The sequence below is a fragment of the Pseudorhodobacter sp. MZDSW-24AT genome, assembly GCF_002794355.1.
Taxonomy (GTDB): domain Bacteria; phylum Pseudomonadota; class Alphaproteobacteria; order Rhodobacterales; family Rhodobacteraceae; genus Pseudotabrizicola.
Genome location: NZ_PGOI01000002.1, coordinates 289,195 through 311,561, shown reverse-complemented (window position 1 = coordinate 311,561; position 22,367 = coordinate 289,195). Strand labels below are relative to the sequence as shown.

Here is a 22,367-nt window from a genome sequence, read left to right as displayed (position 1 = left end):
GCATGAGCATTGACCCGAGCGCCCGCATTCATCCGATGGCCGTGGTCGAACCCGGGGCCGTGATCGGGGCCGGGGCCGAGGTGGGGCCTTTTGCCGTGATCGGACCCGAGGTGCGCTTGGGCGCCGGGGTGGTGGTCAAGCCGCATGGCGTGGTGACGGGCTGGACCGAGGTGGGGGACGGCACCGTCATCTATTCCTTTGCCTGCGTGGGCGAGGTGCCGCAGGATCTGAAGTTCAAGGGCGAGCGCACGCGGTTGATCGTGGGCGCGCGGTGCAAGATTCGCGAAGGCGCGACGCTGAACACCGGCACCGAAGGCGGTGGCGGCGTCACGCGGGTGGGCGACGATTGCCTGCTGATGACCGGCGCCCATGTCGGGCATGATGCGGTGGTGGGCAACCGGGTGGTGCTGGCCAATCAGGCGGCGATTGCCGGGCATTGCCAGATTGGCGATGATGTCATCGTGGGGGGCCTGTCGGGCGTGCATCAATGGGTGCGCGTGGGGCGCGGCGCGATCATCGGGGCGGTCACCATGGTGACGAATGATGTGCTGCCGCATGGCTTGGTGCAAGGGCCGCGCGGCGTGCTGGACGGGCTGAACCTTGTGGGGCTGAAGCGCCGCGGGGTGGAGCGGGCCGAGATCACCGCGCTGCGGGCCGGGTATCAGATGCTGGCGCAGGGGGAAGGGTCTTTCCTTGATCGGGCGCGGCGTTTGGCGGATGAGACGGAAAGCGCGCATGTGCGCGAGATGACCGATTTCATCCTGTCGGCCAGCGACCGCAGCTTTCTGACACCGAAATGAGCCGGACTGCGATCATCGCCGGGGCTGGCCGCTTGCCGGCTGCGGTGGCGGGTGCGCTGGAGGCGCCTTTGGTCTGTGCGCTGGACGGCTTTCACCCCGAAGGGCTGGCGGTGGATCAGCTGTTCCGGGTGGAGCGTCTGGTGCCGTTCTTTCACGCGCTGGAGGATGCGGGGGTCACATCGGTGACTTTTGCGGGCGCGGTGCAGCGGCCAAGGCTGGACCCGGCGCTGTTCGATGCAGGCACGGCGCAATTGGTGCCGCGCTTGATGGCGGCGATGGCCCAAGGTGATGATGCCACCTTGCGCGCGGTGATCGGGCTGTTTGAAGAGGCGGGCTTTGCGGTGCAGGGCACCGCCGAGATTGCGCCGGATTTGGTGCCGGGGGCAGGTGTGCTGTGCGGCACGCCCGCGCCGCAGGATGAGGCCGATGCCGCGCGGGCCGCGCAGATCGTGCAGGCTTTGGGCGCGGTGGATGTGGGGCAGGGCTGCGTGGTGGCGCAGGGCCTGTGCCTTGGGGTCGAGGCTTTGCCCGGCACCGATGCGCTGTTGCGCGGGGTGGCGGCGCTGCCGGCGGGGCTGCGGCCTGTGGCCACGCGCGGGATCTTCTACAAGGCCCCGAAGCCCGGGCAGGATATGCGGGTGGATCTGCCGACCCTTGGCCCCGAAACCGTGGCCCGGGTGGCCGAGGCGGGGTTGGGCGGCATCGTCTGGCAGGCGGGGGGCGTGATCTGCCTTGACCGTGCCGCGATGATCGCGGCTGCGCAAGACGCGGGCCTGTTCCTGTGGGCGCGCTGACGCTTTTCCTGATTGCGGGCGAGCCTTCGGGCGACAGGCTGGGGGCTGCGCTGATGGCGGGGCTGAAGCAGCTGTCGGCGGAGGTGCGCTTTGCGGGCATCGGCGGGCCGATGATGCAGGCCGAAGGGTTGGAAAGCCTGTTCCCGATGGAAGAGCTGTCGGTGATGGGGCTGGTCGAGGTGCTGCCCAAGTATTTTGCGCTCAAGCGCCGGATCGCGCAGGCGGCGGAGGCGATGCTGGCCTCGGGCGCGCAAGCCATGGTGACGATCGACAGCCCGGATTTCTGCTTGCGGGTGGCGGCCATCGTGAAGGCGGCGCGGCCCGAGATGCCGGTGATCCATTATGTGGCGCCTTCGGTCTGGGCGTGGCGGCCGGGGCGGGCGGCGAAGATGGCACGGGTGGTGGATCATGTGCTGGCGCTGCTGCCCTTTGAGCCGCCCTATATGACCGCCGCCGGAATGAGCTGCGATTTCGTGGGCCATCCGGTGGTGGCAGAGCCGCTGGCAACAGCGGCCGAGGCCGAGCGGATGCGCGGCCATGGTCCGCTTGTTCTGGCGCTGCCGGGGTCGCGCAAGGGCGAGGTGACGCGGCTGGCCCCGGTTCTGGGGCGGGTGGTGGCGGGGATCCGTGCGGTGCATCCCGATGCGCGGGTGGCGCTGCCCACGGTGCGCGGGGTGTCGGGTCTGGTGCAGGAGCTGACCGCCGATTGGGCGATTGCGCCGCAGATCATTCAGGACGCGGCCACCAAGCGCGCGGCCTTTGCCGCCGCCGATGTGGCGATTGCGGCCTCGGGCACGGTGAGCCTTGAGCTGGCGGCGAATGATTGCCCGATGGTGATTGCCTATGACATGAACCCGCTGACGCTGTGGCTGATGCGGCGGGCGGCACTGATTGACACGGTGACGCTGGTCAATCTGGTGTCGGAGACACGGGTGGTGCCTGAATTCATCGGGCCTGACTGCCGGGAAGATCGGATCGTGCCGGCGGTGTTGCAGGTGCTGGAGGCGGGGGCGGCTGCGCAGCATGCGGCGATGCGGCTGACGATGGAGCGCTTGGGGCGCGGTGGGCCAGCACCGGGCCTGCGGGCGGCGCAATCGGTGCTGGACTTTTTGTCGGCGCGGGGCGTGGTGTAGCGCGGGCGGTCAGCCTGCGCGTTGACCAAGGTCAACCCTCGCGTTGACCAAGGTCAACCCTCGCGTTGACCGGCGACGATCTGCTGCATGCCTTGCAGGGGCACATAGCCGCGCACCATGGTTTCGTCGATGACGAAGGTGGGGGTGCCGTTGATCTCCATCATGGCGCCAAGCGCGTGGTTGGCGTCGATGACGGCCTGCACTTCGGGCTTTTGCATCTGCTGGGCAAGCGCCGCCGGATCGTGGCCGAGATCGGTGGCCAGACGGGCGAGGGTTTCGGGGGTGACATCGCCGCGCAGGGTGATCAGCGCATCATGGGCGGATTTATAGGCGTCATCCCCATGCAACTGCCGCACGGCGATGGCGAATTGCGAGGCCATGGTGGATTGCTCTCCCAAGATCGGGAATTCCTTGAGCACAAGGCGGATGTTGCCATCCGATTCGACAAGCTCGGCCACTTCGTCATGCGCGCGGCGGCAGTAGCCGCAGCGGTAATCGACGAATTCAACGATTGTAAGATCGGCCTCGAGATTGCCGCCAGCCCAAGAGTTCGGGTCGCGGTAGATCACCTCGGCATTGTCGCGCAGCATGGCCAGATCGCGCTGCACGGCATCCTGTTCCTGCTGCATTTGCAGGACTTCCATCGCCTCGACCAGCACCTCGGGCTCTTCCAGAAGGAAGGCGCGCACCTCGGCCCGGAAGGCTTCACGCTCGCTCTCGGTCATCTCGGCGAGCGCGACGGTGGAGGTCATCATCATGGCGGTGATGCCGATCAGGGTTCTGAGGATCATGGGGCGTCTCTGCTGGGGGGCGACGGCGGACTGCCGTGGGCGTTTCTTTGACTTGAGCCGGTTCAGGTCGGCCTTGACCTTGCCCCGTGAACCGGGACACTTCGGCGCAAAGCATAGAGGGGCAGGCATGAAAAGTTCAAGTCGGGGTGAGGTTGATCCCTTCATTGTGATGGATGTGATGGAAGAGGCGCGCCAGCTTGAGGCGGCGGGTCGGCGGATCATTCATATGGAGGTGGGTCAGCCCGGCACCCCGGCGCCCGAGGCCGCGCGGGCGGCGCTGGGGCAGGCGATGGCGGCGGGATCTTTGGGCTATACGGTGGCCTTGGGCTTGCCGGAGTTGCGGGCGGGGATCGCGGCGCTCTATCAGCGCTGGTACGGGGTGGATCTGGACCCGAACCGGGTGGTGGTGACGGCGGGGTCTTCGGCGGCGTTCCTGCTTGCCTTCACCGCGCTGTTCGAGGCGGGCGACCGGGTGGCTTTGGGAGAGCCGGGCTATCCGAGCTATCGCCAGATCCTGCGCGCGCTTTCGTTGCAGCCGGTGGGCATTCCGACGCGCGCGGAAAACCGCTTGCAGCCGGTGCCGGCCGATCTGGCGGGGGTGGAGATGGCAGGGCTGATCGTCGCCTCGCCGGGGAATCCGACCGGGACCATGCTGGACCATGCGGCGCTGTCGGCGCTGATCTCGCATTGTGCGGAGCGCGGGATCTCCTTCGTGTCGGACGAGATTTACCACGGGCTGCACTACGGCGCGCGCGCGGTTTCGGCGCTGGAGATCACGGATGAGGCCTATGTGATCAATTCGTTCTCAAAATATTTCAGCATGACCGGTTGGCGGGTGGGCTGGATGGTGGTGCCCGAGGCACATGTGCGCAAGGTGGAGCGGCTGGCGCAGAACATGTTCATCTGCCCGCCGCACGCGAGCCAGGTGGTGGCCTTGGCGGCGCTGGACTGTGTGGATGAGCTGGAGGCCAACCGCGCGACCTATGCCGCCAACCGGGCCTTGCTGCTGGAGGGTTTGCCGCAGGCGGGGTTTACCAAGGTGGCGCCGCCGGACGGGGCGTTTTACGTTTATGCCGATGTGTCGGAGCTGACCACGGATTCGCTGGCCTTCGCGCGCGAGATCCTGCACGAGGCGGGGGTGGCGGTGACGCCGGGGGTGGATTTTGACCCGCTGCGCGGGCGGCAGACCTTGCGGTTTTCCTACGCGCGCGGCAAGGCGGATATTGTCGAGGGGCTGGCGCGGTTGCGCGCGTTCATGGCGTCCCGGGGCGTCTGACGGGAACGCCCGGGGCCGATGTGCGCCTCCGGCGGGGATATTTGGAAACAGATGAGCGGCAGGGGCGCGGGATGATGCGGTGGGTGCTGGTTCTGGGGCTGATGCTGGCGCCCGTGATGGCGGCGGCGCAGGAGTTGTCGGCGCTGGCGCGGCTGGTGCCGGAGCGGTCTTTCGTGGAAGAGCGGCGCGGCGGGGTGGAGGTGGAGCTGATGCTGAGCCAGCCGGTGCCGTGGCGGGTCCGGGTGCTGGATCAGCCGCCGCGGCTGGTGCTGGACATGCGCGAGGTGGACTGGGCGGGGCTGGACCGGATGCCGCGCAGCAGTGAGGCGGTGGCGGGTCTGCGGGCCGGTGTGGTGCGGCAGGGCTGGTCGCGGCTGGTGATGGAGCTTGCGGGGCCGCATCTGGTGGCACAGGCGGGGATGCTGACCGGGGCGCAGGGCGCCAAGGTGCGGCTGCGGCTGGAGCCTGCCGATGCGGCGGCCTTTGCGGCGGCGGCGGCGGTGCCCGAGCCCGAGGCCTGGGCCTTGCCGGAGGTGGCGGATCTGCCCGCGCGGGCGCCGCGCGGCAGCGGGCCGGTGGTGGTGGTGCTGGACCCGGGGCACGGCGGGATTGATCCGGGGGCCGAGCGCGCCGGACACAGCGAGGCCGCGCTGATGCTGACCTTTGCGCGTGAGTTGAAGGATGTGCTGCTGCGCGATGGCGGCTTTACGGTGATTATGACGCGGGACGAAGATGTGTTTGTGCCGCTGGAGACCCGGATCTCGATCGCGCGGGCGGCGGCGGCGGATGTGTTTGTCTCCTTGCACGCCGATGCGATTGCCGAAGGCGAGGCGGTGGGGGCCACGCTTTACACGCTGTCGGAAGAGGCGTCGGATGCGGCGTCGCAGGCGCTTGCCGAGCGGCATGACCGGGCCGATCTGATGGCGGGGGTGGATCTGACGGCGCAGGATGACATGGTGGCGACGGTGCTGATGGACATGGCGCGCACCGAAACCGGACCACGGATCGAGCGGCTGGCCTTGGCGCTGGAGGCGGCCATCTTGGGGGCGGGGGTGCGGATGCACCGCCACCCGCGCCAGACGGCGGGGTTTTCGGTGCTGAAATCGCCCGACATCCCGTCGATTCTGGTGGAGCTTGGCTTCATGTCTTCGGCGCAGGATCTGGCGCGGCTGGTGGATGCCGAGTGGCGGGGCCGCATGGCGCTGGCCTTGCGCGACGGGTTGCGTGCTTGGGCGGCGGAGGATGCGGCGCTGTCGGCCTTGCCGCGCTAGCGGTGGCCTTGGACCCGAGGCGCGGGCCGGGGTGACGATTGCGCGAGGGAACGCCCGTGCCCCGGCGTTCGTTTTGACCCGAAGCCGCCTGGCATGTATAAGGCGCGCATAAACTTCGGGAGTTGTCGGTTGGTCCGCTTCATAGGCTCGTTCTTCGGTGGAATATTCACGCTGATCACGATGGGGGTGCTGTTTGCAGCCCTGTCGGTGGGTGCGATTTTCTATATGTATTCCCGAGACTTGCCGAGCCATGAGCGCCTTGCGCAGTATACGCCGCCCACGATCAGCCGAATCTATTCGGTGGAAGGCCAGATCATCGACGAATTCGCCAAGGAGCGGCGGTTGTTCGTGCCGGTGGAAGAGATCCCCGATCTGGTGAAGCAGGCGTTCATCAGTGCCGAGGACAAGAATTTTTACACGCATGGCGGCTATGATGTGACGGGCATGGCTTCGGCTTTCCGCGATGCGGTGGTGAGCCGGGGTGAAAACCTGCGCGGGGCGTCGACCATCACCCAGCAGGTGATGAAGAACTTCCTGCTCTCGAGCGACAAGACCGGTGAGCGCAAGATCAAGGAATTGATCCTTGCGAGCCGCTTGGAAGAGACGCTGAGCAAGGACAAGATCCTTGAGCTGTATATGAACGAGATTTTCCTTGGGCAGAACAGCTATGGGGTGGCGGCTGCGGCGCAGACCTATTTCAACAAGCCCTTGACCGATCTGGCGCCGCATGAGGCGGCGATGCTGGCGGCGATGCCTCAGGCCCCGAGCCAATATCACCCCGTGCGCGCCAAGGAGCGGGTGACGCAGCGGCGGAATTATGTGCTGCGCGAGATGTGGCAGAACGGTTATATCGACGAGGCGACCTATGAGGCCGAGCGGCAGTTGCCGCTGCGGTCGGTTCAGAACGGTGATTTCCCGGCCTTCCGCGAGGCGCTGCCGCCGCGTGATTACTTTACCGACGAAATCCGGCGCCAGCTTTCGGGCAGTTTTGGCGAGGAGGAGTTCTTTGGCGGCGGTCTGTCGATCCGCGCGACGGTAGACCCCGATTTGCAGGAAGATGCCGCCCGTGCGCTGCGCCGGGGGCTGGAGCGCTATGACCGGGGGCAAGGCGTGTGGCGCGGCACCGGCAAGACCATTCCGGCCGATCAGCTGGGCAGCGAAGAGGCGTGGCGCGCCGCATTGGCCGAAGTGGAGGTGCCGCGCGACGTGGAAGGCTGGTTCCCGGCGGTGGTGCTGGAAACAGGCGAGCGGTCGGCCCGGATCGGGATCGAGGGGCAGCCCGAGGATGAGGACGGGCATTTCATCCCGGCAGAGGATGTGACTTGGGCGCGCAAGCGGCTGGAGAACGGGCGGCTGGGGCCGAAGGCAAGCCGCGCCAGTGATCTGGTGGACGTGGGCGACGTGGTGCTGGTGCGTGCGGTGACCAAGGACAGCGATGGCAGCTTTGTGCGCTGGTCCTTGCGGCAGGTGCCCGAGGTGCAGGGCGGCTTTATGGCGATGGACGTGTTCACCGGCCGGGTGATCGCGATGCAGGGCGGTTTCAGCTATCAGGATTCGGTGTTCAACCGCGCCACGCAAGCCGCGCGGCAGCCCGGTTCGAGCTTCAAGCCCTTTGTCTACGCAGCGGCCTTGGACAGCGGCTTTACCCCGGCGACCATCGTGGTGGACGCGCCGATCGAGGTGAACACGCCGCAGGGGCTGTGGCGGCCAAAGAACGCGTCGAACCGTTTCTACGGGCCGACGACCATTCGCACCGGGATTGAACAGTCGCGCAACCTGATGACGGTGCGGATCGCGGAAGAGATCGGCATGGACACGGTGGCAAGCTATGCCGAGCGCTTCGGCGTTTATGACCGCTTGCCCGCGTTTCTGGCCAATTCGCTGGGCGCGCAGGAAACCACGCTGTTCAAGATGGTGGCGGCCTATGCGATGTTCGCCAATGGTGGCGAGCGGGTGGAGCCCACGCTGGTGGACCGGGTGCAAGACCGCTTTGGCCGCACCGTCTATCGGCATGACCAGCGGATCTGCGAGGATTGCCAATCGGCCAGCCTGAACCCGGGCGCCGGGCTGCGGGTGACCTCGCAGCGCGAGCGGGTGATGGATGCGATCACGGCCTATCAGCTGACATCCATGATGGAAGGCGTGGTGCAGCGCGGCACGGCGCGGGGAATCAACCTGCCGGTGCCGGTGGCGGGCAAGACCGGGACCACCAATGACAACAAGGATGTGTGGTTCGTGGGCTATACCAGCAATATCGTGGCGGGCTGCTACATCGGCTATGACCAGCCGCGCACGATGAACGGCGCTTCGGGCGGTGGCTTTTGTGGCCCGGTGTTCGAGGAGTTCATGCGCAGCGCGATCAAGCAATATGGGGGCGCCAAGTTCAAGGTGCCGCCGGGCGGCTATTTCATCAACATCGACCGGTTCAGCGGCGCACGTTTGCCGGATGGCGCCACCGGGGACAATGTGGTGGCGGAATATTTCCGGGAAGGCGAAGAGCCGATCTTTGGCTTGGGCGCGATGGTGGACGGGGGCTTCCAGATGGGGGGCAATCTGCCGCTGTTCGCCTATGGCGAGACAGACCGGGGCGGCAGCTCGGCTACGGTGACCACGGCCACGGGGGAGCGGGTTTCGGTGCCGTCGAAGGCTGATTTTGGCACGCTCAGTTCGGGCGGATTGTATTAACCCTTGCGCAAGGCGGGCGCGGGGCGGGGGCGCACCCTTGCCGCGCGGCCGCCTTTTCGCTATGTGCCGGGCAGCAGCCCGAAGGATAAAGAGCCATGCGCGCCGAGACGCAGAACAATGTTGCCGCAATTGAAAAATCGCTGAAACTTCTGGGTCAGCGGATGGACCGGGAAACCGCGTCGCATCGGCTGGAAGAATTCAATGCGATGATCGAAGACCCCAATCTGTGGAATGATCCCGCCAAGGCGCAGAAGCTTATGAAAGAGCGTCAGGCGCTGATGGAGGCGATTTCCACCTATGAGCTGATCGAGCGGGGTCTGCGCGACAATGTGGAGCTGATCGAGATGGGCGAAGCCGAAGGCGACGCCGAGATCGTGACCGAGGCCGAAGGCGCTTTGCGCGACCTGACCAAGCTGGCCGCCGAAAAGGAGCTGGAGGCGCTGCTGGATGGCGAGGCCGACAGCAATGACACCTTCCTTGAGGTGAACGCCGGGGCCGGTGGCACGGAATCCTGCGATTGGGCCAGCATGCTGGCGCGCATGTATGTGCGGTGGGCCGAGAAAAAGGGCTACAAGGTGGAGATGCAATCGGAAACCGCCGGGGAAGAGGCGGGCATCCGGTCGGTGTCTTACAAGATCACCGGGCACAATGCCTATGGCTGGCTGAAGTCGGAATCGGGCGTGCACCGTTTGGTGCGGATTTCGCCCTATGACTCGGCAGCACGGCGGCACACGTCGTTTTCCTCGGTCTGGGTCTATCCGGTGATCGACGACAATATCGAGATCGTGGTCCCGGACAATGAGATCCGGATTGACACCTATCGGTCGTCGGGTGCGGGGGGGCAGCACGTCAACACCACCGACTCGGCGGTGCGGATCACGCACTTGCCGACTGGGATCGTGGTCACCAGTTCGATGAAGTCGCAGCACCAGAACCGCGAAATCGCGATGAATGCGCTGAAATCGCGGCTGTATCAGATGGAGTTGGACAAGCGGAACGCCGCGATCAACGCCGCCTATGACAACAAGGGCGAGGCGGGCTGGGGCAACCAGATCCGGTCTTATGTCTTGCAGCCCTATCAGATGGTCAAGGATCTGCGCACCAGCGTGGAAACCAGTGACACCCAAGGCGTGCTGGACGGGGATCTGGACCAGTTCATGGCGGCGACGCTGGCGCTGGACGTGGCGGGCAAGAGCCGCGCCGAGGCGAATGCCGAGTGATCGGCAGCCTGTCCTTTGCCTGAAATACATCTTTGAGCCCTGCGGCCTTTCCGCTTAGCCTTTGCGCAAAGCGGGAGGGGCTATGAAGAGCGACGCGGCATCATCGCATCCGGGGGCCAACCCGGCCTCGGACATTCTGGAACTGGATCTGTCGGATCTGCGCGCCGCGCTGGCGGCGGGCTGGCGGGATTTTCGGACAGCGCCGCTTTATGGGCTGGCCTTTGCCTCGGTCTATGTGGCGGCGGGTTGGTTGATCACTTGGGCGCTGCTGGCCAAGGGGCAGGTGTGGTGGACCATCATCGCGGGCGCCGGCTTTCCGATTCTGGGCCCGTTCATCGCCTGCGGCTTTTATGAAGTCTCGCGGCGGCTGGAGGCGGGCGAGCGGTTGAGCCTGACCGGCGTGGCAGGGGTGATCTTTCGCCAGAAGGACCGGCAGATCCCGTCGATGGCGGCGGTGGTGGTGGTGTTCTTCCTGTTCTGGAACTTCCTTGGCCATATGATTTTCGCGGTGTTTCTGGGCCATGCCACCATGACCAATATCAGCACCAGCCTTGCCGTGTTTCAGACGGTGGAGGGGATGATGATGCTGGCGGTGGGCACTTTGGTGGGCGCGGGATTCGCGGGCACGCTTTTCGCGCTGACGGTGGTGAGCCTGCCCTATCTGCTGGACCGGGAGGTGGATTTCATCAGCGCGATGATCACCAGTTTCGCGGTGGTGACAACCAACCCCGGCCCGATGCTGATTTGGGCGGCGCTGATCGCTGGCTTGCTTTTCGCCGGGATGGCGCTGGGGTTTCTGGGTTTGTTTGTGGTGCTGCCGGTGCTGGGCCACGCGAGCTGGCATTTGTATCGGCGGGCGCTGGCCTTTGAGGCGTGACGCGGCGCCATGAAAAAAGCGCGCCCGGTGGGGCGCGCCTTGATGGTGGGAAACCGGACCGAGCTTAGACGCCGTCGCCGGGCTTTTGCGCCGGGGCGCCGGTGGGCGGGGCCAGTTGAGCCTGCGCCGTTGGGGCCGCGATGCGGCCTTGGGCCAGCGGGTCTTCCTGACGCTGCACCGAGCCTTCGAAATGGGCGCCGGACTCGATCGCGATGGTCTTGTGGATGATGTCCCCCTCGACCCGCGCGGTGGCGGTCAGGCGGACCTTGAGGCCGCGCACGCGGCCGATCACACGGCCATTGACCACGATGTCATCGGCGACGATCTCGCCGCGAATGGTCGCGCTTTCGCCCACGGTCAAGAGATGGGCGCGGATATCGCCCTCGACCGTGCCTTCGACCTGAATGTCGCCCGTGGTGCGCAGATTGCCCACGATCGTCAGATCGGAGGAGAGGACAGATGCAGAAACTTTGCCCTTGGGGGCCGACGGCGTGAAGTCCATGTTCGGTTTCGTGGCCTGGGTTTCGGGGGCCTTGGACTTGTCGTCTGCCTTTGGCCCGGGTTCGTTGATTCGGCTCTTAGAAAACATGGTTCGCTGCCTTTATGAAGGTCATCGGATTCACGGCTCTGCCGCCGATGCGGATTTCGTAATGGAGGTGGGTCCCGGTGGACCGTCCCGTGTTGCCCATACCACCGATCTTTTCGCCGCGCGATACCCTATCGCCAACCTTGACGTCGATCGCTGACATGTGAGCGTAGCGGGTCTCGATCCCGAACTCGTGCCGGATCTTGACCAGACGGCCATAACCCGAGGACCAGCCCGCGAAAGTGACGACGCCATCGGCGGTGGAATAGATCGGCATGCCATGCGGCCCGGCCATATCGGTGCCTTCATGCATCCGGCGGCCCATGCCTTTGGGATCGTTGCGGGTGCCAAAGCCGCTGGTCCAGCGGAAGTTGCCTTTGACGGGCATGGCGAAGGGGGCTTTGAACGCGGCCAGACGATAGAGGTTCATCCGATCCAGCCCTTGCAGGATGGCATTCGCGCGCTGTTCATCGGCGTTGGAGACCGAGCCTTTGGTGGAGAGGGTCAGGGGCGTCAGCGGGCCGCCTTGGCCCGAATAGCCCCGGCGCACTTGGCTGAGCAGATCATCAGGCGACATGCCCGCGGCCCGGAACATCTTGTCGAGCGGTTCCATCGAGACGCTGACCGCCTCTTCCAGCTTGGCGAAAATCTCGTTGTTGCGGTTTTGCAGCGCGCGCTTTTCGGCGAGAATGGTTTCGACGCGTTCGGCGGATTTCTCGGCCGCCCCTTGCATCAGATCGCGCTGCTGCGCGGTGGCGGTGAGCGCATCGGCGAGGATGTCGACGGTGGCCAGCGCATCCTTGGCCCGGCCTGCATCCGTTTTGGTGACGCCGTTCTCGGCCACCACCATCACACCGGCCGCTTCAGCTTGGGCGCGGGCTTCGTCGCGTTCCTTGATGGTGCGGCGCAGCGTGTTCTGAATCACGTCGATCCCGGTTTCCAACTCGCGCCGACTGTCTTCGGAGGCGAGCAGGCGGGCCTGCATTTCGGCCACTTGGGTCAGCGCGAGGTTGAAGCGTTCCTGCGCGCCGGCCGCTTCGTCGGCGCGGGCGTCGCGGTCTTGGCTGAGCGCGTTGAGGCGCTGTTCGTAAAGGGCCTGCTGACGCAGGGCCTGATCGCGGCCGGAACCGGCGCTGATCGAATCCATCAAGATGATGGAGGTGGCAAGGATCGTCCACCCGAGCACGACAGTCCCGCCTGCAACGGCCACCGCCTGCGTGACAGGACGGAGCCGGATGAAACGGGTTTCGGTGTCGGATTTGAGGAACAGACGTTGTTCGGGAAAATACCGTTCAAGTCCAAGATTGATGCGATAGGTAAGTCGCGTGAGCACTGCTGGTGTTCCGTTCGTGACCTTCGGGAAGGGCGAATGCAAGGGCGCCCCACCCGGGGCATCAAGCCCCCTTTGATTAGAGGGCTGTTTACACTCTCGCAACAAATTTGACTCTCCACTGCCCGGAACCTGCCAGTTGGAGGAGGGAATCGGCGAGTTCCCGCCGATGGCGCGCGGTTGTCTTCAAGCCACGCTGTCTTGGTCTTCGGTGAGAGGCCAGTAGAAATCGGGGGGCAGACCGGCATCGGCGCGCTTTTCTTCATTGAACGGCGGCTTCAGGGTGCCGTGGAAGTAATGGCGCACCAACCGGTGAAACACCTCTTTCGGATCGCTGCCATCGCGCCCGCACAGCCAGTTGAACCATTTCGAGCCATAGGCGACATGGCCGACTTCTTCGGCATAGATCACCTCGAGCGCCTCAACCGGGCCCGATTCCCCCGCCTTGCGGAACAGGTCGATCATGCCGGGGGTGACATCAAGGCCGCGGGCTTCGAGCACCATGGGCACCACCGCAAGACGGCCATGCAGATCGGCGGCGGTGTCGGCGGCGGCGCGCCACATGCCCGCATGGGCGGGCATGGCACCATAATGGCTGCCCAGCGCTTCGAGGCAATCGGCCATCAGGTTGAAGTGCTTTGATTCTTCATCCGCCGCTTTCACCCAATCATCGTAAAAGCCCAAGGGCATCGGTTGATCGGTGAAACGGGCGATGATGTCCCAGTGCAGATCGACGGCATTGAGTTCGATATGGGCGACCGCGTGCAACAGCGCGATGCGCCCGGTGGGTGAGCCCGGGCGGCGGCGGGGCACATCGCGCGGGTCGAGCAGTTCGGGACGCGCGGGCCGGGCGGGCGCATCCGGTGGGGTTGCCTTGCCGATCGGCAGCGGGGTGCCAGCGGCGCGGGCGGCAAACCAGTCGGCCGCGTGGGCGCGGGACAGCGCGCATTTCGCACGGCCATCGGCGGTGGTCAGCACCTGAACGGCGCGTTCGGCAAGGCTGAGTGGCATCAGAGCGCCTGTGCGGCGGCCAGCACCTCATCGGCATGGCCCTTGACGCTGACCTTTGGCCAGACTTGGGCGATCTTGCCTGTGCCGTCGATCAGGAACGTGGCGCGGGTGATGCCCATATAGGTTTTGCCATACATGCTTTTCTCTGCCCAGACGCCGTAATCCTCGCAGGTCTGGCCTTCTTCGTCGCTGGCAAGAATGACGGAGAGCCCGTGTTTCTTACAGAATTTGTCATGCGCTTTCACGCTGTCTTTACTGATCCCGATCACCGTGGTGTCTGCGGCGGCAAAATCCGCCGCGCGTGCGGTGAAATCCTGCGCTTCGAGCGTGCAACCGGGGGTGTCGTCCTTGGGGTAGAAGTAAAGCACCACCTTGCCGGGGCGGAAGGCAGAGAGCGTGACGCTGTCCCCCCCGTCGCGGGGCAGGGTGAAATCGGGTGCGGGGGTTCCAACCTCGGGGATCTGGGCGGTCATTTCAGCGGCTCCTTGCCTTGGGGGGTCACGACCCTTTGCGTTTTAGTTGCCGATCCGCGAAGATAAAGGCAAGCCCAAGTGACAATTGGGCATAAGGGGCGGGACTTGGTCGGAAGGGCACAGGCGCGATGACGCAACAGTCCGCGCAAGAGGACAGGGGCCGGGCAGAGAACGCGGAGGCAGAGCGCCCCCGCGCGCGCAAGGCTGGCTTGCGCCGGGCAGGCCGGGCGGGGCTGGTGGTGCTGATGCTGCTGGTCGTGCTGTCGGCCTTGTCGCTTTTGGGGGTGCTGGCGATCACCGGAAAGGCGATCCGTCTGCCGACATGGACGGTGGCCGAGGTCGAGACCCGCGCCAATGCGGCGCTGGACGCGGCCTTGCCGGGGGCGGCCTTGTCGGTGGGGGGAATCGAGGTGCGGCTGGACCCGGACTGGACCCCGCGCCTGCGGCTGGAAGATCTGCGCCTGATGCAAGGCACCGGCCACACGCTTTTGGAATTGCCCGATGTGCGGATGAGCTTTGATGCCCGCGCCTTTTTGACGGAGCGCGCGTTGCGCCCGGCCAGTTTGCGGGTGATCGGCGGGGCGGTGAGCCTGAACCGGCGTGAAGACGGCAGTCTGGATTTGCAGATCGGCGCGGGGGGGACCGCACCGCCGATCACCGGGTTGAGCATGCTGCTGGCCGAGGTGGACCGCGCGCTGGATTTGCCGGTGCTGTCGCAATTGGATGTGATCGAGGCGGAAGGCGCGAGCCTGACGCTGACCGATGCGCGCTCGCGGCGGACGTGGACGGTGGGCGATGGCCGCATCACGCTGGAAAACCAAGCCGATGCCTTGGCCGCCGAGGTGGGCATGTCGCTGGTCTCGGGGGGGGCGGAGCCCGCGCAGGCGCTGGTTACGCTGGTGCGGCCCAAAGGGCAGGCGCTGGTGCGGGTCACGGCGGCGGTGGAGCGGGTGGCCGCGGCGGATATTGCGGCGCAGACACCGGTGCTGGCGTGGCTGGGGGTGCTGGAGGCTCCGATCTCGGGGCGGATCTCGGCGGAGGTGAATGACGACGGGCTGAGCGCGCTGAGTGCGCAAATGTCGCTGGGGGCCGGGGTGCTGCAGCCTGACCCCGCCGCTGCCCCCATCGGCTTTGACGGAGCGACGCTGTCCTTGGGCTATGATCCGGCGCAAGGCCGGGTGGTGATCGGCGATGTGTCGGTGGAAGGACCGACGCTGCGGCTCAAGGCGGCCGGCCATGCCTATCTGTTGGGCGAGGCCGGAGACATTCTGACCGGACCGCTGGGGCGGCGCTTGCCCGGCGGCTTTCTGGGGCAGGTGCAGATTTCCGAGGTGCAGCTTGACCCTGAGGGCCTGTTCGAAGCGCCCTTGCGCTTTACCGGGGGGGCGATGGATGCGCGGCTGACGCTGGACCCATTCCGCGTGGAAATCGGGCAGGTGTCGCTGATCGAAGAGGCGGGGCGGCGTTTGGGGCTGGCCGGAGAGGTGGCGGCGATCCCGGCGGGCTGGCAGGTGGCGCTGGACCTGACGCTGGACGCGATTGCGCATGACCGGTTGTTGCAGCTTTGGCCCAAAAGCGCGGTGCCGCGCACGCGGGAGTGGATCGGGCAGAATGTGGCGCAGGGCCTGCTGAGCAATGTGAAGGCGGCGCTGCGGGTGACGCCGGGCGCGGACCCAAAGCTGGCGCTGGGGTATGAATTTGACGGCGCAGAAGTCCGGTTTCTGCGCACGCTGCCGCCGATCCGCAACGGGCGCGGGCGGTCGACGATGGAAGGCACCGCCTATACGCTGGTGCTGGATGGCGGCACGGTCGAGGCGCCCTTGGGGGGCGAGATCGACGTGGCGGGATCGGTGTTTTCGGTCCCCGATGTGCTGATGCGCCCGCCGCGCGCCGAAATTCGGCTGCGCACGGAAAGCGCGCTGACGGCGGCGCTGTCCTTGCTGGACCTGCCGCCCTTTGGCTTCATGACCAAGGCGGGCCGCACGGCGGAGCTGGGCGAAGGTCGGGCGGTGATGGACACCCGGCTTTCGCTGCCGCTGGCACGGCGGGTGGAACTGAAGGATGTGGATTACGCGGTCCGCGGGCAAATTCTGGGCCTGTCGAGCGAGGCGCTGGTGCCGGGCAAAACCATCACCGCAGACGGCCTGACGCTGACGGCGGACCCTTCGGGCCTGCGCATCGAAGGGCCGGGGCGGATCGGGCGGGTGCCGTTCGAGGTGGCCTTTACCCAAGGGTTCGGTCCGGATCAGCGTGGCAAAAGCCGGGTGGCAGGATCTGTGACCCTGTCACAGGAGACGGTGGCCGAGTTCGGCTTGGGCTTGCCAGCGGGCATGGTGAGCGGGTCGGGGCAGGCCGAGGTGACGATTGATCTGGAAAAGGACAAGCCCGGGCGCCTGCGGCTAAAATCCGATCTTGCCGGGATCGGGCTGCGCCTGCCGCCCGTGGGCTGGAGCAAGGCGGCGGGCGCCTCGGGCGCGTTGCAGGTGGAGGCCGAACTGGGCCCGGTGCCGCAGATCAACCGTCTGGTGGTGCGCGGCGGCGGGCTGGAGGCAGAGGGCGCGGTGCGTCTGGCGGCGGGCGGCGGCTTGCAAGAGGCGCGCTTTGGCTCGGTGCGGTTGAACGGGTGGCTGACGGGCGGGGTGACCCTGACCGGGCGGGGGGCTGGGCGGGCGCCGGACATCACGGTGACGGGGGGCACGGTGGACCTGCGCCGCTTTGATGTGCCTCAGGGTGCCGGAGGTGGCACGGGGGCCGCGCAGGCGCAAGGGGCGCTGGAGCTGAACCTTGACCGGCTGGTGGTGAGCGAGGGCATTGTGTTGACCGGGTTTCGCGGCAGCTTTTCGCAGCGGGGCGGGCTGAACGGCAGCTTTCGCGGCAGTGTCAACGGGGAAGCGGCGGTGCAGGGGGCAGTGGTGCCCTCGCGCCACGGGACAGCGGTGCGGGTGCAATCAGCGGATGCCGGGGCGGCCTTGCGGGCCGCGGGCATCTTTGCCTCGGCCCGGGGAGGGGCGCTTGATCTGCAGCTGACCCCGCGCGCGCAAAAAGGCGTTTACGATGGGCGCGCGGTGATTGACCGCCTGCGGGTGCGCGGGGCGAGCGTGCTGGCAGAGCTGTTGTCGGCGATTTCGGTGGTGGGGCTTTTGGAGCAGCTGAACGGCGAAGGTATCTCGTTCAGCACGGCGGAGGCGGATTTCATCCTGACGCCCGAGGCAATCGAGGTGACGCGCGGATCCGCCATGGGGGCGAGTCTGGGCGTGTCGATGGCGGGGGTTTATGCCACGCGCAGCAAGCAGTTGGCCTTGCAGGGCGTGGTGTCGCCGATCTATCTGGTGAATGGCATCGGAGCATTGCTGACGCGGCGCGGCGAAGGGGTGTTTGGCTTCAACTATGCGCTGCGCGGCACATCGGATGCGCCACAGGTTCAGGTGAACCCGCTGTCCATCCTGACGCCGGGCCTGTTCCGCGAGATTTTCCGCCGTCCCGCGCCTGTGCTGCGGCAAGGCAACTGACACATGGGGTTTCGATGAAACTGTCGGATTTCGATTTTGACCTGCCCGAGGCGCTGATCGCCACCCGGCCTGCGCGGCCACGGCCTTCGGCCCGCCTGCTGCTGGCGCAGGGCGAGGGGATGCGCGATTTGCATGTGCGCGATCTGATCGAGGTGTTGCAGCCCGGAGATCGGCTGGTGCTGAACAACACGCGGGTGATTCCGGCGCGGCTGACCGGGCAGCGCACGCGCGGGGAGGCGGTCGCCAAGATCGAGATCACGCTGATGGAGCCCAGCGTCACAGGCTGGCGGGCGATGGCCAAGCCTTTGCGCAAGGTGGCGGTGGGGGAAGAGATCGTCTTTTCGCCCGAGCTGTCGGCGCGGGTGGCCGAGAAATCCGACACCGACTTGCGGCTGGAATTCAATCTGACGGGGGATGATTTCGATGCCGCTTTGGCGCAGGCCGGGGCCATGCCGCTGCCGCCCTATATCGCCGCCAAGCGCGCGCCCGATGCGCAGGATGCCGATGACTACCAGACGGTCTTTGCCCGCCACAAAGGTGCCGTGGCGGCACCGACGGCAAGCCTGCATTTTGACGGCCCTCTGTTGGAGGCCTTGCGCGAAAAGGGCGTGCAGTTCACCGAAGTGACGCTGCATGTGGGGGCAGGCACGTTCCTGCCGGTGAAGGTCGAGGATGTGGCGACCCACAAGATGCATGCCGAATGGGGGCAAGTCACCCCGGCCGCCGCCGCGCAGATCAATGCCACGCGCGCGGCGGGGGGGCGGGTGATTCCGGTGGGCACCACCGCGCTGCGGCTGATCGAGACGGCGGCCCGGTCGGGGCAGGTGGAACCGTGGGAAGGGCCCACGGACATATTCATCTATCCCGGCTTCACATTCCACGCGACCGATGCGCTGATGACCAATTTCCACCTGCCGAAATCGACGCTTCTGATGCTGGTCTCGGCCTTGATGGGCAAAGCGCGGATGGACCGGATCTATGCCCATGCCATTGCCGAGCGCTATCGGTTCTTCAGCTATGGCGATGCCTCACTGCTGATTCCCTGAAGCCTGCGCGCACGGGCCTGTGTGCACGGGCCCATACGCACGGGATTGTCGGTTGCCTTTGCGGGCGATGGGGTGCAAAGGCGCCCGGTGCGGCGTTGGCGCCGCGATGAGATGACATTCGGGCGCGGCTTGCATAGACTGACCGCACTGACCAAAGGAAGCCTGCACCATGCTGACCGTTTTGCGCAACACTTGGGCGCTGTTGCTGGGCCTTGGCCTTTTGATGTTGGGCAACGGGATGCAAGGCACCCTGCTGGGCATCCGGGGCGGGATCGAGAATTTCAGCACCTTCCAGATGTCGATCGTGATGTCGGCCTATTTCGTGGGCTTTCTGTTTGGCAGCCGTCTGGCGCCCGACATGATCCGCCGCGTGGGCCATGTGCGGGTGTTTGCGGCCCTTGGCTCCATGATCTCGGCGGTGCTGATCCTCTATGCGGCGGCCCCGGATTGGATGGCTTGGGCGGCGCTGCGGGTGCTGATCGGGTTTTCCTTTTCGGGCGTCTATATCGCCACCGAAAGCTGGCTGAACAACGCCTCTACCAATGAAAATCGCGGTCAGGCGCTGTCGCTTTATCTCATCGTGCAGATGATCGGAATCATCGCGGCGCAGCTGTTGCTGAACGTGGGCGATCCGTCGGGCTATATCCTGTTCGTGATCCCGTCGGTGCTGGTGTCGCTGGCCTTTACGCCGATCCTGCTGTCGGTCAGTCAGGCTCCGGCCTTTGAATCAACGAAACCCTTGTCTTTCCGGCGGCTGTATCAAGCCTCGCCTTTGGGCTGTGTCGGCATGTTCCTGCTGGGAGGCGTGTTTTCGGCACAGTTCGGGATGGCGTCGGTTTGGGGGACGCAGGCGGGGCTCAGCATCGCAGATCTGACGATCTTTGTCTCGGCGATTTACGTTGGCGGGTTGGTGCTGCAATATCCGATCGGCTGGCTGTCGGACCGGGTGGACCGGCGTCTGGTGGTGTTCTGGCTGGCGATTCTGGGCGCAGTGGCGCTGATGGTGCCGGTGATCTTTGACCCGCCTTTTGCGGTTCTGGTGGGGATTGGTGCGATCTGCGGCGGGGTGTCGAACCCGCTCTATTCGCTGCTGCTGGCCTATGTGAACGATTATTTGGACAAGAGCGACATGGCGGCGGCTTCGGCCGGATTGATGTTCATCAACGGTTTGGGCGCGATCTCTGGCCCTGTCATCACCGGCTGGATGATGAGCGAGATCGGATCCTCGGGGTTCTTCCTGTTCATCGGCATTCTGTTTGCGGTGCTGGCGGCCTATGCGGGCTGGCGGATGACCCAGCGGCGCGAGACGCCGATGGTGACGTCTGGCTTTACCCCGGTGTCGCCCACGGCCTCGGTCGTGGCAGTGGAGACGGCGGCCTTGGTGGAGGCCGAGGATGCGCGGCAGGCCAAGGGGCGGAACTGATTTGCCTTTCGCGCGCTGCCCTGTCACGCTGAAGCAAAAGGGGACATATCATGTCTGATCCGATCGAGGTTCTGGATTTCTGGCTGGGCGAGATTGGCCCCGAGGGCTGGTATGCCGGAGGGGAAGAGATTGATGACGCCTGCGCGGTGCGCTTTGGCGCGCTGACGGAAGCGCTGGAACAGGACGGACTGGAGCATTGGGTGGAGGGCGTGGTGGGCACGCTGGCCTATCTGATCGTGGCCGACCAGTTTTCGCGCAACATCTATCGCGGCACGGCGCGGGCCTTTGTGAATGATGCGCGGGCACGGGCGGCGGCGCGGCGCGCCCGCGATGCAGGCTGGGACACACTGGCCCCGGTGCCGGAGCGGCAGTTCTTCTATATGCCCTTTGAACATTCCGAGGACATGGCCGATCAGGATCTGGCGGTGTCCTTGATGGCCACAGAAATGGAAGGGGATGCCGAAGCGCTGCTGCATGCCCGCGCACATCGCGAGATCATCGCGCGCTTTGGCCGCTTCCCGTTCCGCAATGCTGCATTGGGGCGGGAGAGCACGCCGGAAGAGGCGGAATTTCTGGAAAACGGGGCCTATATGTCGGTGGTGAACACGTTGCGAGCAAGCCATGCATCAGATGCATAGGCCATAGGCGTCAGCTTCGTTGCTTGGTTTTCAGAAATAGTTTAAGGCTAAACCACTTTTTCCAGGGAGGGACGAATGGCAGCTCAGGGCTTTGATGTGATCGTGGTGGGCGCAGGCCCCGGCGGCTATGTGGCAGCGATCCGCGCCAGCCAGTTGGGCCAGAAGGTGGCGATCGTCGAGCGTGAGCATCTGGGCGGCATCTGTTTGAACTGGGGCTGTATCCCGACCAAGGCGATGCTGCGCAGCGCCGAGGTGTTTCACCTGATGGAGCGCGCCAAGGAATTCGGGCTGAAGGCCGAGGGCATCGGCTATGACCTGCCTGCGGTGGTGGCGCGCAGCCGCGCGGTCGCCAAGCAGTTGTCGGGCGGCATTGGCCATTTGATGAAGAAGAACAAGGTGACCGTGTTCATGGGCGCGGCCACGCTGCCCAAGGCAGGGGTTGTCTCGGTGAAGACCGAGAAGGGCACCGAGGAGCTGACCGCAAAAAACATCATCCTTGCCACCGGCGCGCGGGCGCGCGAATTGCCGGGGCTGGAGGCCGATGGCGATCTGGTCTGGTCCTACAAACATGCGTTGGTCGCCAAGCGGATGCCGAAGAAGCTGCTGGTGATCGGATCGGGTGCCATTGGCATTGAATTTGCCAGCTTCTTCAACACGCTGGGATCGGACACCACCGTGGTCGAGGTGATGGACCGTATCCTGCCGGTGGAGGATGCCGAGATTTCCGCCTTTGCCAAGAAATCCTTTGTGAAACAGGGGATGAAGATCATGGAAAAGGCGGCGGTCAAGAAGCTGGACCGCAAGCCGGGTGTGGGTGTCACCGCGCATATCGAGGTGGGCGGCAAGGTCGAGACGCATGAGTTCGACACCGTGATTTCTGCCGTGGGGATTGTCGGCAATGTCGAGAATCTGGGGCTGGAGGCCTTGGGTGTGAAGATTGACCGCACCCATGTGGTGACGGATGAATATTGCCGCACCGGGGTTTCGGGCCTGTTCGCGATTGGCGATATTGCGGGGGCACCGTGGCTTGCGCACAAGGCGAGCCATGAGGGGGTGATGGTGGCCGAATTGATCGCGGGCGGGCATCCGCATCCGATCAAACCGGGCAGCATTGCGGGCTGCACCTATTGCCATCCGCAGGTCGCCAGCGTGGGGATGACCGAGGCCAAGGCGAAGGAAGCCGGGCATGAGATCAAGGTTGGGCGCTTCCCCTTTATCGGCAATGGCAAGGCGATCGCGCTTGGCGAACCCGAAGGCATGATCAAGACGGTGTTCGATGCCAAGACCGGCGAATTGCTGGGCGCCCATATGATTGGCGCGGAAGTGACCGAGCTGATCCAAGGCTATGTGGTGGGCCGCAGTCTGGAGACCACCGAGGAAGATCTGATGAACACGGTGTTCCCGCATCCGACGCTGTCGGAGATGATGCACGAGGCCGTGCTGGACGCCTACGGCCGCGCGCTGCATATGTGAGCACGATTTTTCTGCGAAAAATCAATGGGGG

At 65.5% G+C, this 22,367-nt stretch carries 18 protein-coding genes; 13 read left to right on the top strand and 5 right to left on the bottom strand.

Annotated elements, in window-relative coordinates; translation table 11 throughout:
- Positions 1-2: 2 nt before the first annotated feature.
- From lpxA to lpxB, 3 genes are read left to right on the top strand one after another with little or no spacing between them, the layout of a single operon-like run.
- Positions 3-800: an acyl-ACP--UDP-N-acetylglucosamine O-acyltransferase gene (lpxA, locus tag CUR21_RS03105; protein ID WP_100195542.1), complete on the top strand. Its 798-nt coding sequence runs from the start codon at positions 3-5 to the stop codon at positions 798-800.
- Positions 797-1,594 (top strand): LpxI family protein, encoded by a 798-nt coding sequence (locus CUR21_RS03100; RefSeq protein ID WP_100195541.1) that lies wholly within the window; start codon positions 797-799, stop codon positions 1,592-1,594. Before lpxA ends, CUR21_RS03100 begins: the two co-directional genes overlap by 4 nt.
- Positions 1,591-2,727 carry a lipid-A-disaccharide synthase gene (gene lpxB / locus CUR21_RS03095; protein WP_100195625.1) on the top strand — a complete coding sequence of 379 codons (1,137 nt, stop codon included), beginning with the start codon at positions 1,591-1,593 and terminating at the stop codon, positions 2,725-2,727. Before CUR21_RS03100 ends, lpxB begins: the two co-directional genes overlap by 4 nt.
- Positions 2,728-2,780: 53 nt before the next feature.
- Here the strand turns inward: lpxB and CUR21_RS03090 are convergent, their stop codons facing one another.
- Positions 2,781-3,518, bottom strand: coding sequence for a DsbA family protein (locus CUR21_RS03090; protein ID WP_100195540.1), 738 nt, complete (start codon positions 3,516-3,518; stop codon positions 2,781-2,783).
- A gap of 127 nt (positions 3,519-3,645) precedes the next feature.
- Between CUR21_RS03090 and CUR21_RS03085 the strand changes: the two genes are divergently transcribed.
- The 5 genes from CUR21_RS03085 (at position 3,646) to CUR21_RS03065 (ending at position 10,847) form a co-directional block, all read left to right on the top strand.
- Positions 3,646-4,794, top strand: coding sequence for a pyridoxal phosphate-dependent aminotransferase (locus tag CUR21_RS03085; RefSeq protein ID WP_100195539.1), 1,149 nt, complete (start codon positions 3,646-3,648; stop codon positions 4,792-4,794).
- 71 nt (positions 4,795-4,865) lie between these two features.
- Positions 4,866-6,065 (top strand): N-acetylmuramoyl-L-alanine amidase, encoded by a 1,200-nt coding sequence (locus CUR21_RS03080; RefSeq protein WP_369802499.1) that lies wholly within the window; start codon positions 4,866-4,868, stop codon positions 6,063-6,065.
- Between the two features lie 129 nt (positions 6,066-6,194).
- Positions 6,195-8,750, top strand: coding sequence for a penicillin-binding protein 1A (locus tag CUR21_RS03075; RefSeq protein ID WP_100195538.1), 2,556 nt, complete (start codon positions 6,195-6,197; stop codon positions 8,748-8,750).
- 95 nt (positions 8,751-8,845) lie between these two features.
- A complete protein-coding gene (prfB, locus tag CUR21_RS03070) occupies positions 8,846-9,970 on the top strand; it encodes a peptide chain release factor 2 (RefSeq protein ID WP_100195537.1) in 1,125 nt (374 codons plus the stop codon).
- An 82-nt stretch (positions 9,971-10,052) separates the two neighbouring features.
- Positions 10,053-10,847 carry a DUF2189 domain-containing protein gene (locus tag CUR21_RS03065; RefSeq protein ID WP_100195536.1) on the top strand — a complete coding sequence of 265 codons (795 nt, stop codon included), beginning with the start codon at positions 10,053-10,055 and terminating at the stop codon, positions 10,845-10,847.
- Positions 10,848-10,911: 64 nt separating this feature from the next.
- On the opposite strand, the gene CUR21_RS03060 is transcribed toward CUR21_RS03065, so the two are convergent.
- The 4 genes from CUR21_RS03060 to CUR21_RS03045 all read right to left on the bottom strand — a co-directional run bounded on the left by CUR21_RS03060 (position 10,912) and on the right by CUR21_RS03045 (position 14,247).
- Positions 10,912-11,436 (bottom strand): polymer-forming cytoskeletal protein, encoded by a 525-nt coding sequence (locus CUR21_RS03060; protein ID WP_100195535.1) that lies wholly within the window; start codon positions 11,434-11,436, stop codon positions 10,912-10,914.
- On the bottom strand, positions 11,426-12,766 hold the full coding sequence (locus tag CUR21_RS03055; protein ID WP_100195534.1) for a M23 family metallopeptidase: 1,341 nt from the start codon (positions 12,764-12,766) through the stop codon (positions 11,426-11,428). Before CUR21_RS03055 ends, CUR21_RS03060 begins: the two co-directional genes overlap by 11 nt.
- Positions 12,767-12,949: 183 nt before the next feature.
- On the bottom strand, positions 12,950-13,774 hold the full coding sequence (locus CUR21_RS03050; RefSeq protein WP_100195533.1) for a ferritin-like domain-containing protein: 825 nt from the start codon (positions 13,772-13,774) through the stop codon (positions 12,950-12,952).
- Positions 13,774-14,247 carry a peroxiredoxin gene (locus CUR21_RS03045; RefSeq protein ID WP_100195532.1) on the bottom strand — a complete coding sequence of 158 codons (474 nt, stop codon included), beginning with the start codon at positions 14,245-14,247 and terminating at the stop codon, positions 13,774-13,776. The genes CUR21_RS03050 and CUR21_RS03045 overlap by 1 nt, the downstream gene beginning before the upstream one ends.
- Before the next feature lie 128 nt (positions 14,248-14,375).
- On the opposite strand from CUR21_RS03045, the gene CUR21_RS18545 reads away from it, so the two are divergent.
- The 5 genes from CUR21_RS18545 to lpdA all read left to right on the top strand — a co-directional run bounded on the left by CUR21_RS18545 (position 14,376) and on the right by lpdA (position 22,336).
- Positions 14,376-17,756, top strand: a complete 3,381-nt coding sequence (locus CUR21_RS18545) for a hypothetical protein (protein WP_157791926.1) — start codon at positions 14,376-14,378, stop codon at positions 17,754-17,756.
- Between the two features lie 14 nt (positions 17,757-17,770).
- Positions 17,771-18,802, top strand: a complete 1,032-nt coding sequence (gene queA, locus CUR21_RS03035; protein WP_100195531.1) for a tRNA preQ1(34) S-adenosylmethionine ribosyltransferase-isomerase QueA — start codon at positions 17,771-17,773, stop codon at positions 18,800-18,802.
- A gap of 169 nt (positions 18,803-18,971) precedes the next feature.
- On the top strand, positions 18,972-20,225 hold the full coding sequence (locus CUR21_RS03030) for an MFS transporter (protein ID WP_100195530.1): 1,254 nt from the start codon (positions 18,972-18,974) through the stop codon (positions 20,223-20,225).
- 50 nt (positions 20,226-20,275) lie between these two features.
- On the top strand, positions 20,276-20,863 hold the full coding sequence (locus CUR21_RS03025; protein ID WP_369802498.1) for a DUF924 family protein: 588 nt from the start codon (positions 20,276-20,278) through the stop codon (positions 20,861-20,863).
- Between the two features lie 75 nt (positions 20,864-20,938).
- The gene (gene lpdA, locus CUR21_RS03020) at positions 20,939-22,336 is read left to right on the top strand and encodes a dihydrolipoyl dehydrogenase (RefSeq protein ID WP_100195528.1); all 1,398 of its coding nucleotides are present in this window, start codon (positions 20,939-20,941) and stop codon (positions 22,334-22,336) included.
- Positions 22,337-22,367 lie beyond the last annotated feature (31 nt).

What these genes read in the sequence shown, in the direction of transcription:
- CUR21_RS03045 (WP_100195532.1), bottom strand. Translation starts at nt 14,247, where the DNA reads ATGACCGCCCAGATCCCCGAGGTTGGAACCCCCGCACCCGATTTCACC.
- CUR21_RS03050 (WP_100195533.1), bottom strand. Translation starts at nt 13,774, where the DNA reads ATGCCACTCAGCCTTGCCGAACGCGCCGTTCAGGTGCTGACCACCGCC.
- lpdA (WP_100195528.1), top strand. Translation starts at nt 20,939, where the DNA reads ATGGCAGCTCAGGGCTTTGATGTGATCGTGGTGGGCGCAGGCCCCGGC.
- CUR21_RS03090 (WP_100195540.1), bottom strand. Translation starts at nt 3,518, where the DNA reads ATGATCCTCAGAACCCTGATCGGCATCACCGCCATGATGATGACCTCC.
- CUR21_RS03080 (WP_369802499.1), top strand. Translation starts at nt 4,866, where the DNA reads ATGATGCGGTGGGTGCTGGTTCTGGGGCTGATGCTGGCGCCCGTGATG.
- CUR21_RS03065 (WP_100195536.1), top strand. Translation starts at nt 10,053, where the DNA reads ATGAAGAGCGACGCGGCATCATCGCATCCGGGGGCCAACCCGGCCTCG.
- CUR21_RS03025 (WP_369802498.1), top strand. Translation starts at nt 20,276, where the DNA reads ATGTCTGATCCGATCGAGGTTCTGGATTTCTGGCTGGGCGAGATTGGC.
- CUR21_RS03100 (WP_100195541.1), top strand. Translation starts at nt 797, where the DNA reads ATGAGCCGGACTGCGATCATCGCCGGGGCTGGCCGCTTGCCGGCTGCG.
- CUR21_RS18545 (WP_157791926.1), top strand. Translation starts at nt 14,376, where the DNA reads ATGACGCAACAGTCCGCGCAAGAGGACAGGGGCCGGGCAGAGAACGCG.
- CUR21_RS03030 (WP_100195530.1), top strand. Translation starts at nt 18,972, where the DNA reads ATGCTGACCGTTTTGCGCAACACTTGGGCGCTGTTGCTGGGCCTTGGC.
- CUR21_RS03060 (WP_100195535.1), bottom strand. Translation starts at nt 11,436, where the DNA reads ATGTTTTCTAAGAGCCGAATCAACGAACCCGGGCCAAAGGCAGACGAC.
- prfB (WP_100195537.1), top strand. Translation starts at nt 8,846, where the DNA reads ATGCGCGCCGAGACGCAGAACAATGTTGCCGCAATTGAAAAATCGCTG.
- lpxA (WP_100195542.1), top strand. Translation starts at nt 3, where the DNA reads ATGAGCATTGACCCGAGCGCCCGCATTCATCCGATGGCCGTGGTCGAA.
- queA (WP_100195531.1), top strand. Translation starts at nt 17,771, where the DNA reads ATGAAACTGTCGGATTTCGATTTTGACCTGCCCGAGGCGCTGATCGCC.
- CUR21_RS03085 (WP_100195539.1), top strand. Translation starts at nt 3,646, where the DNA reads ATGAAAAGTTCAAGTCGGGGTGAGGTTGATCCCTTCATTGTGATGGAT.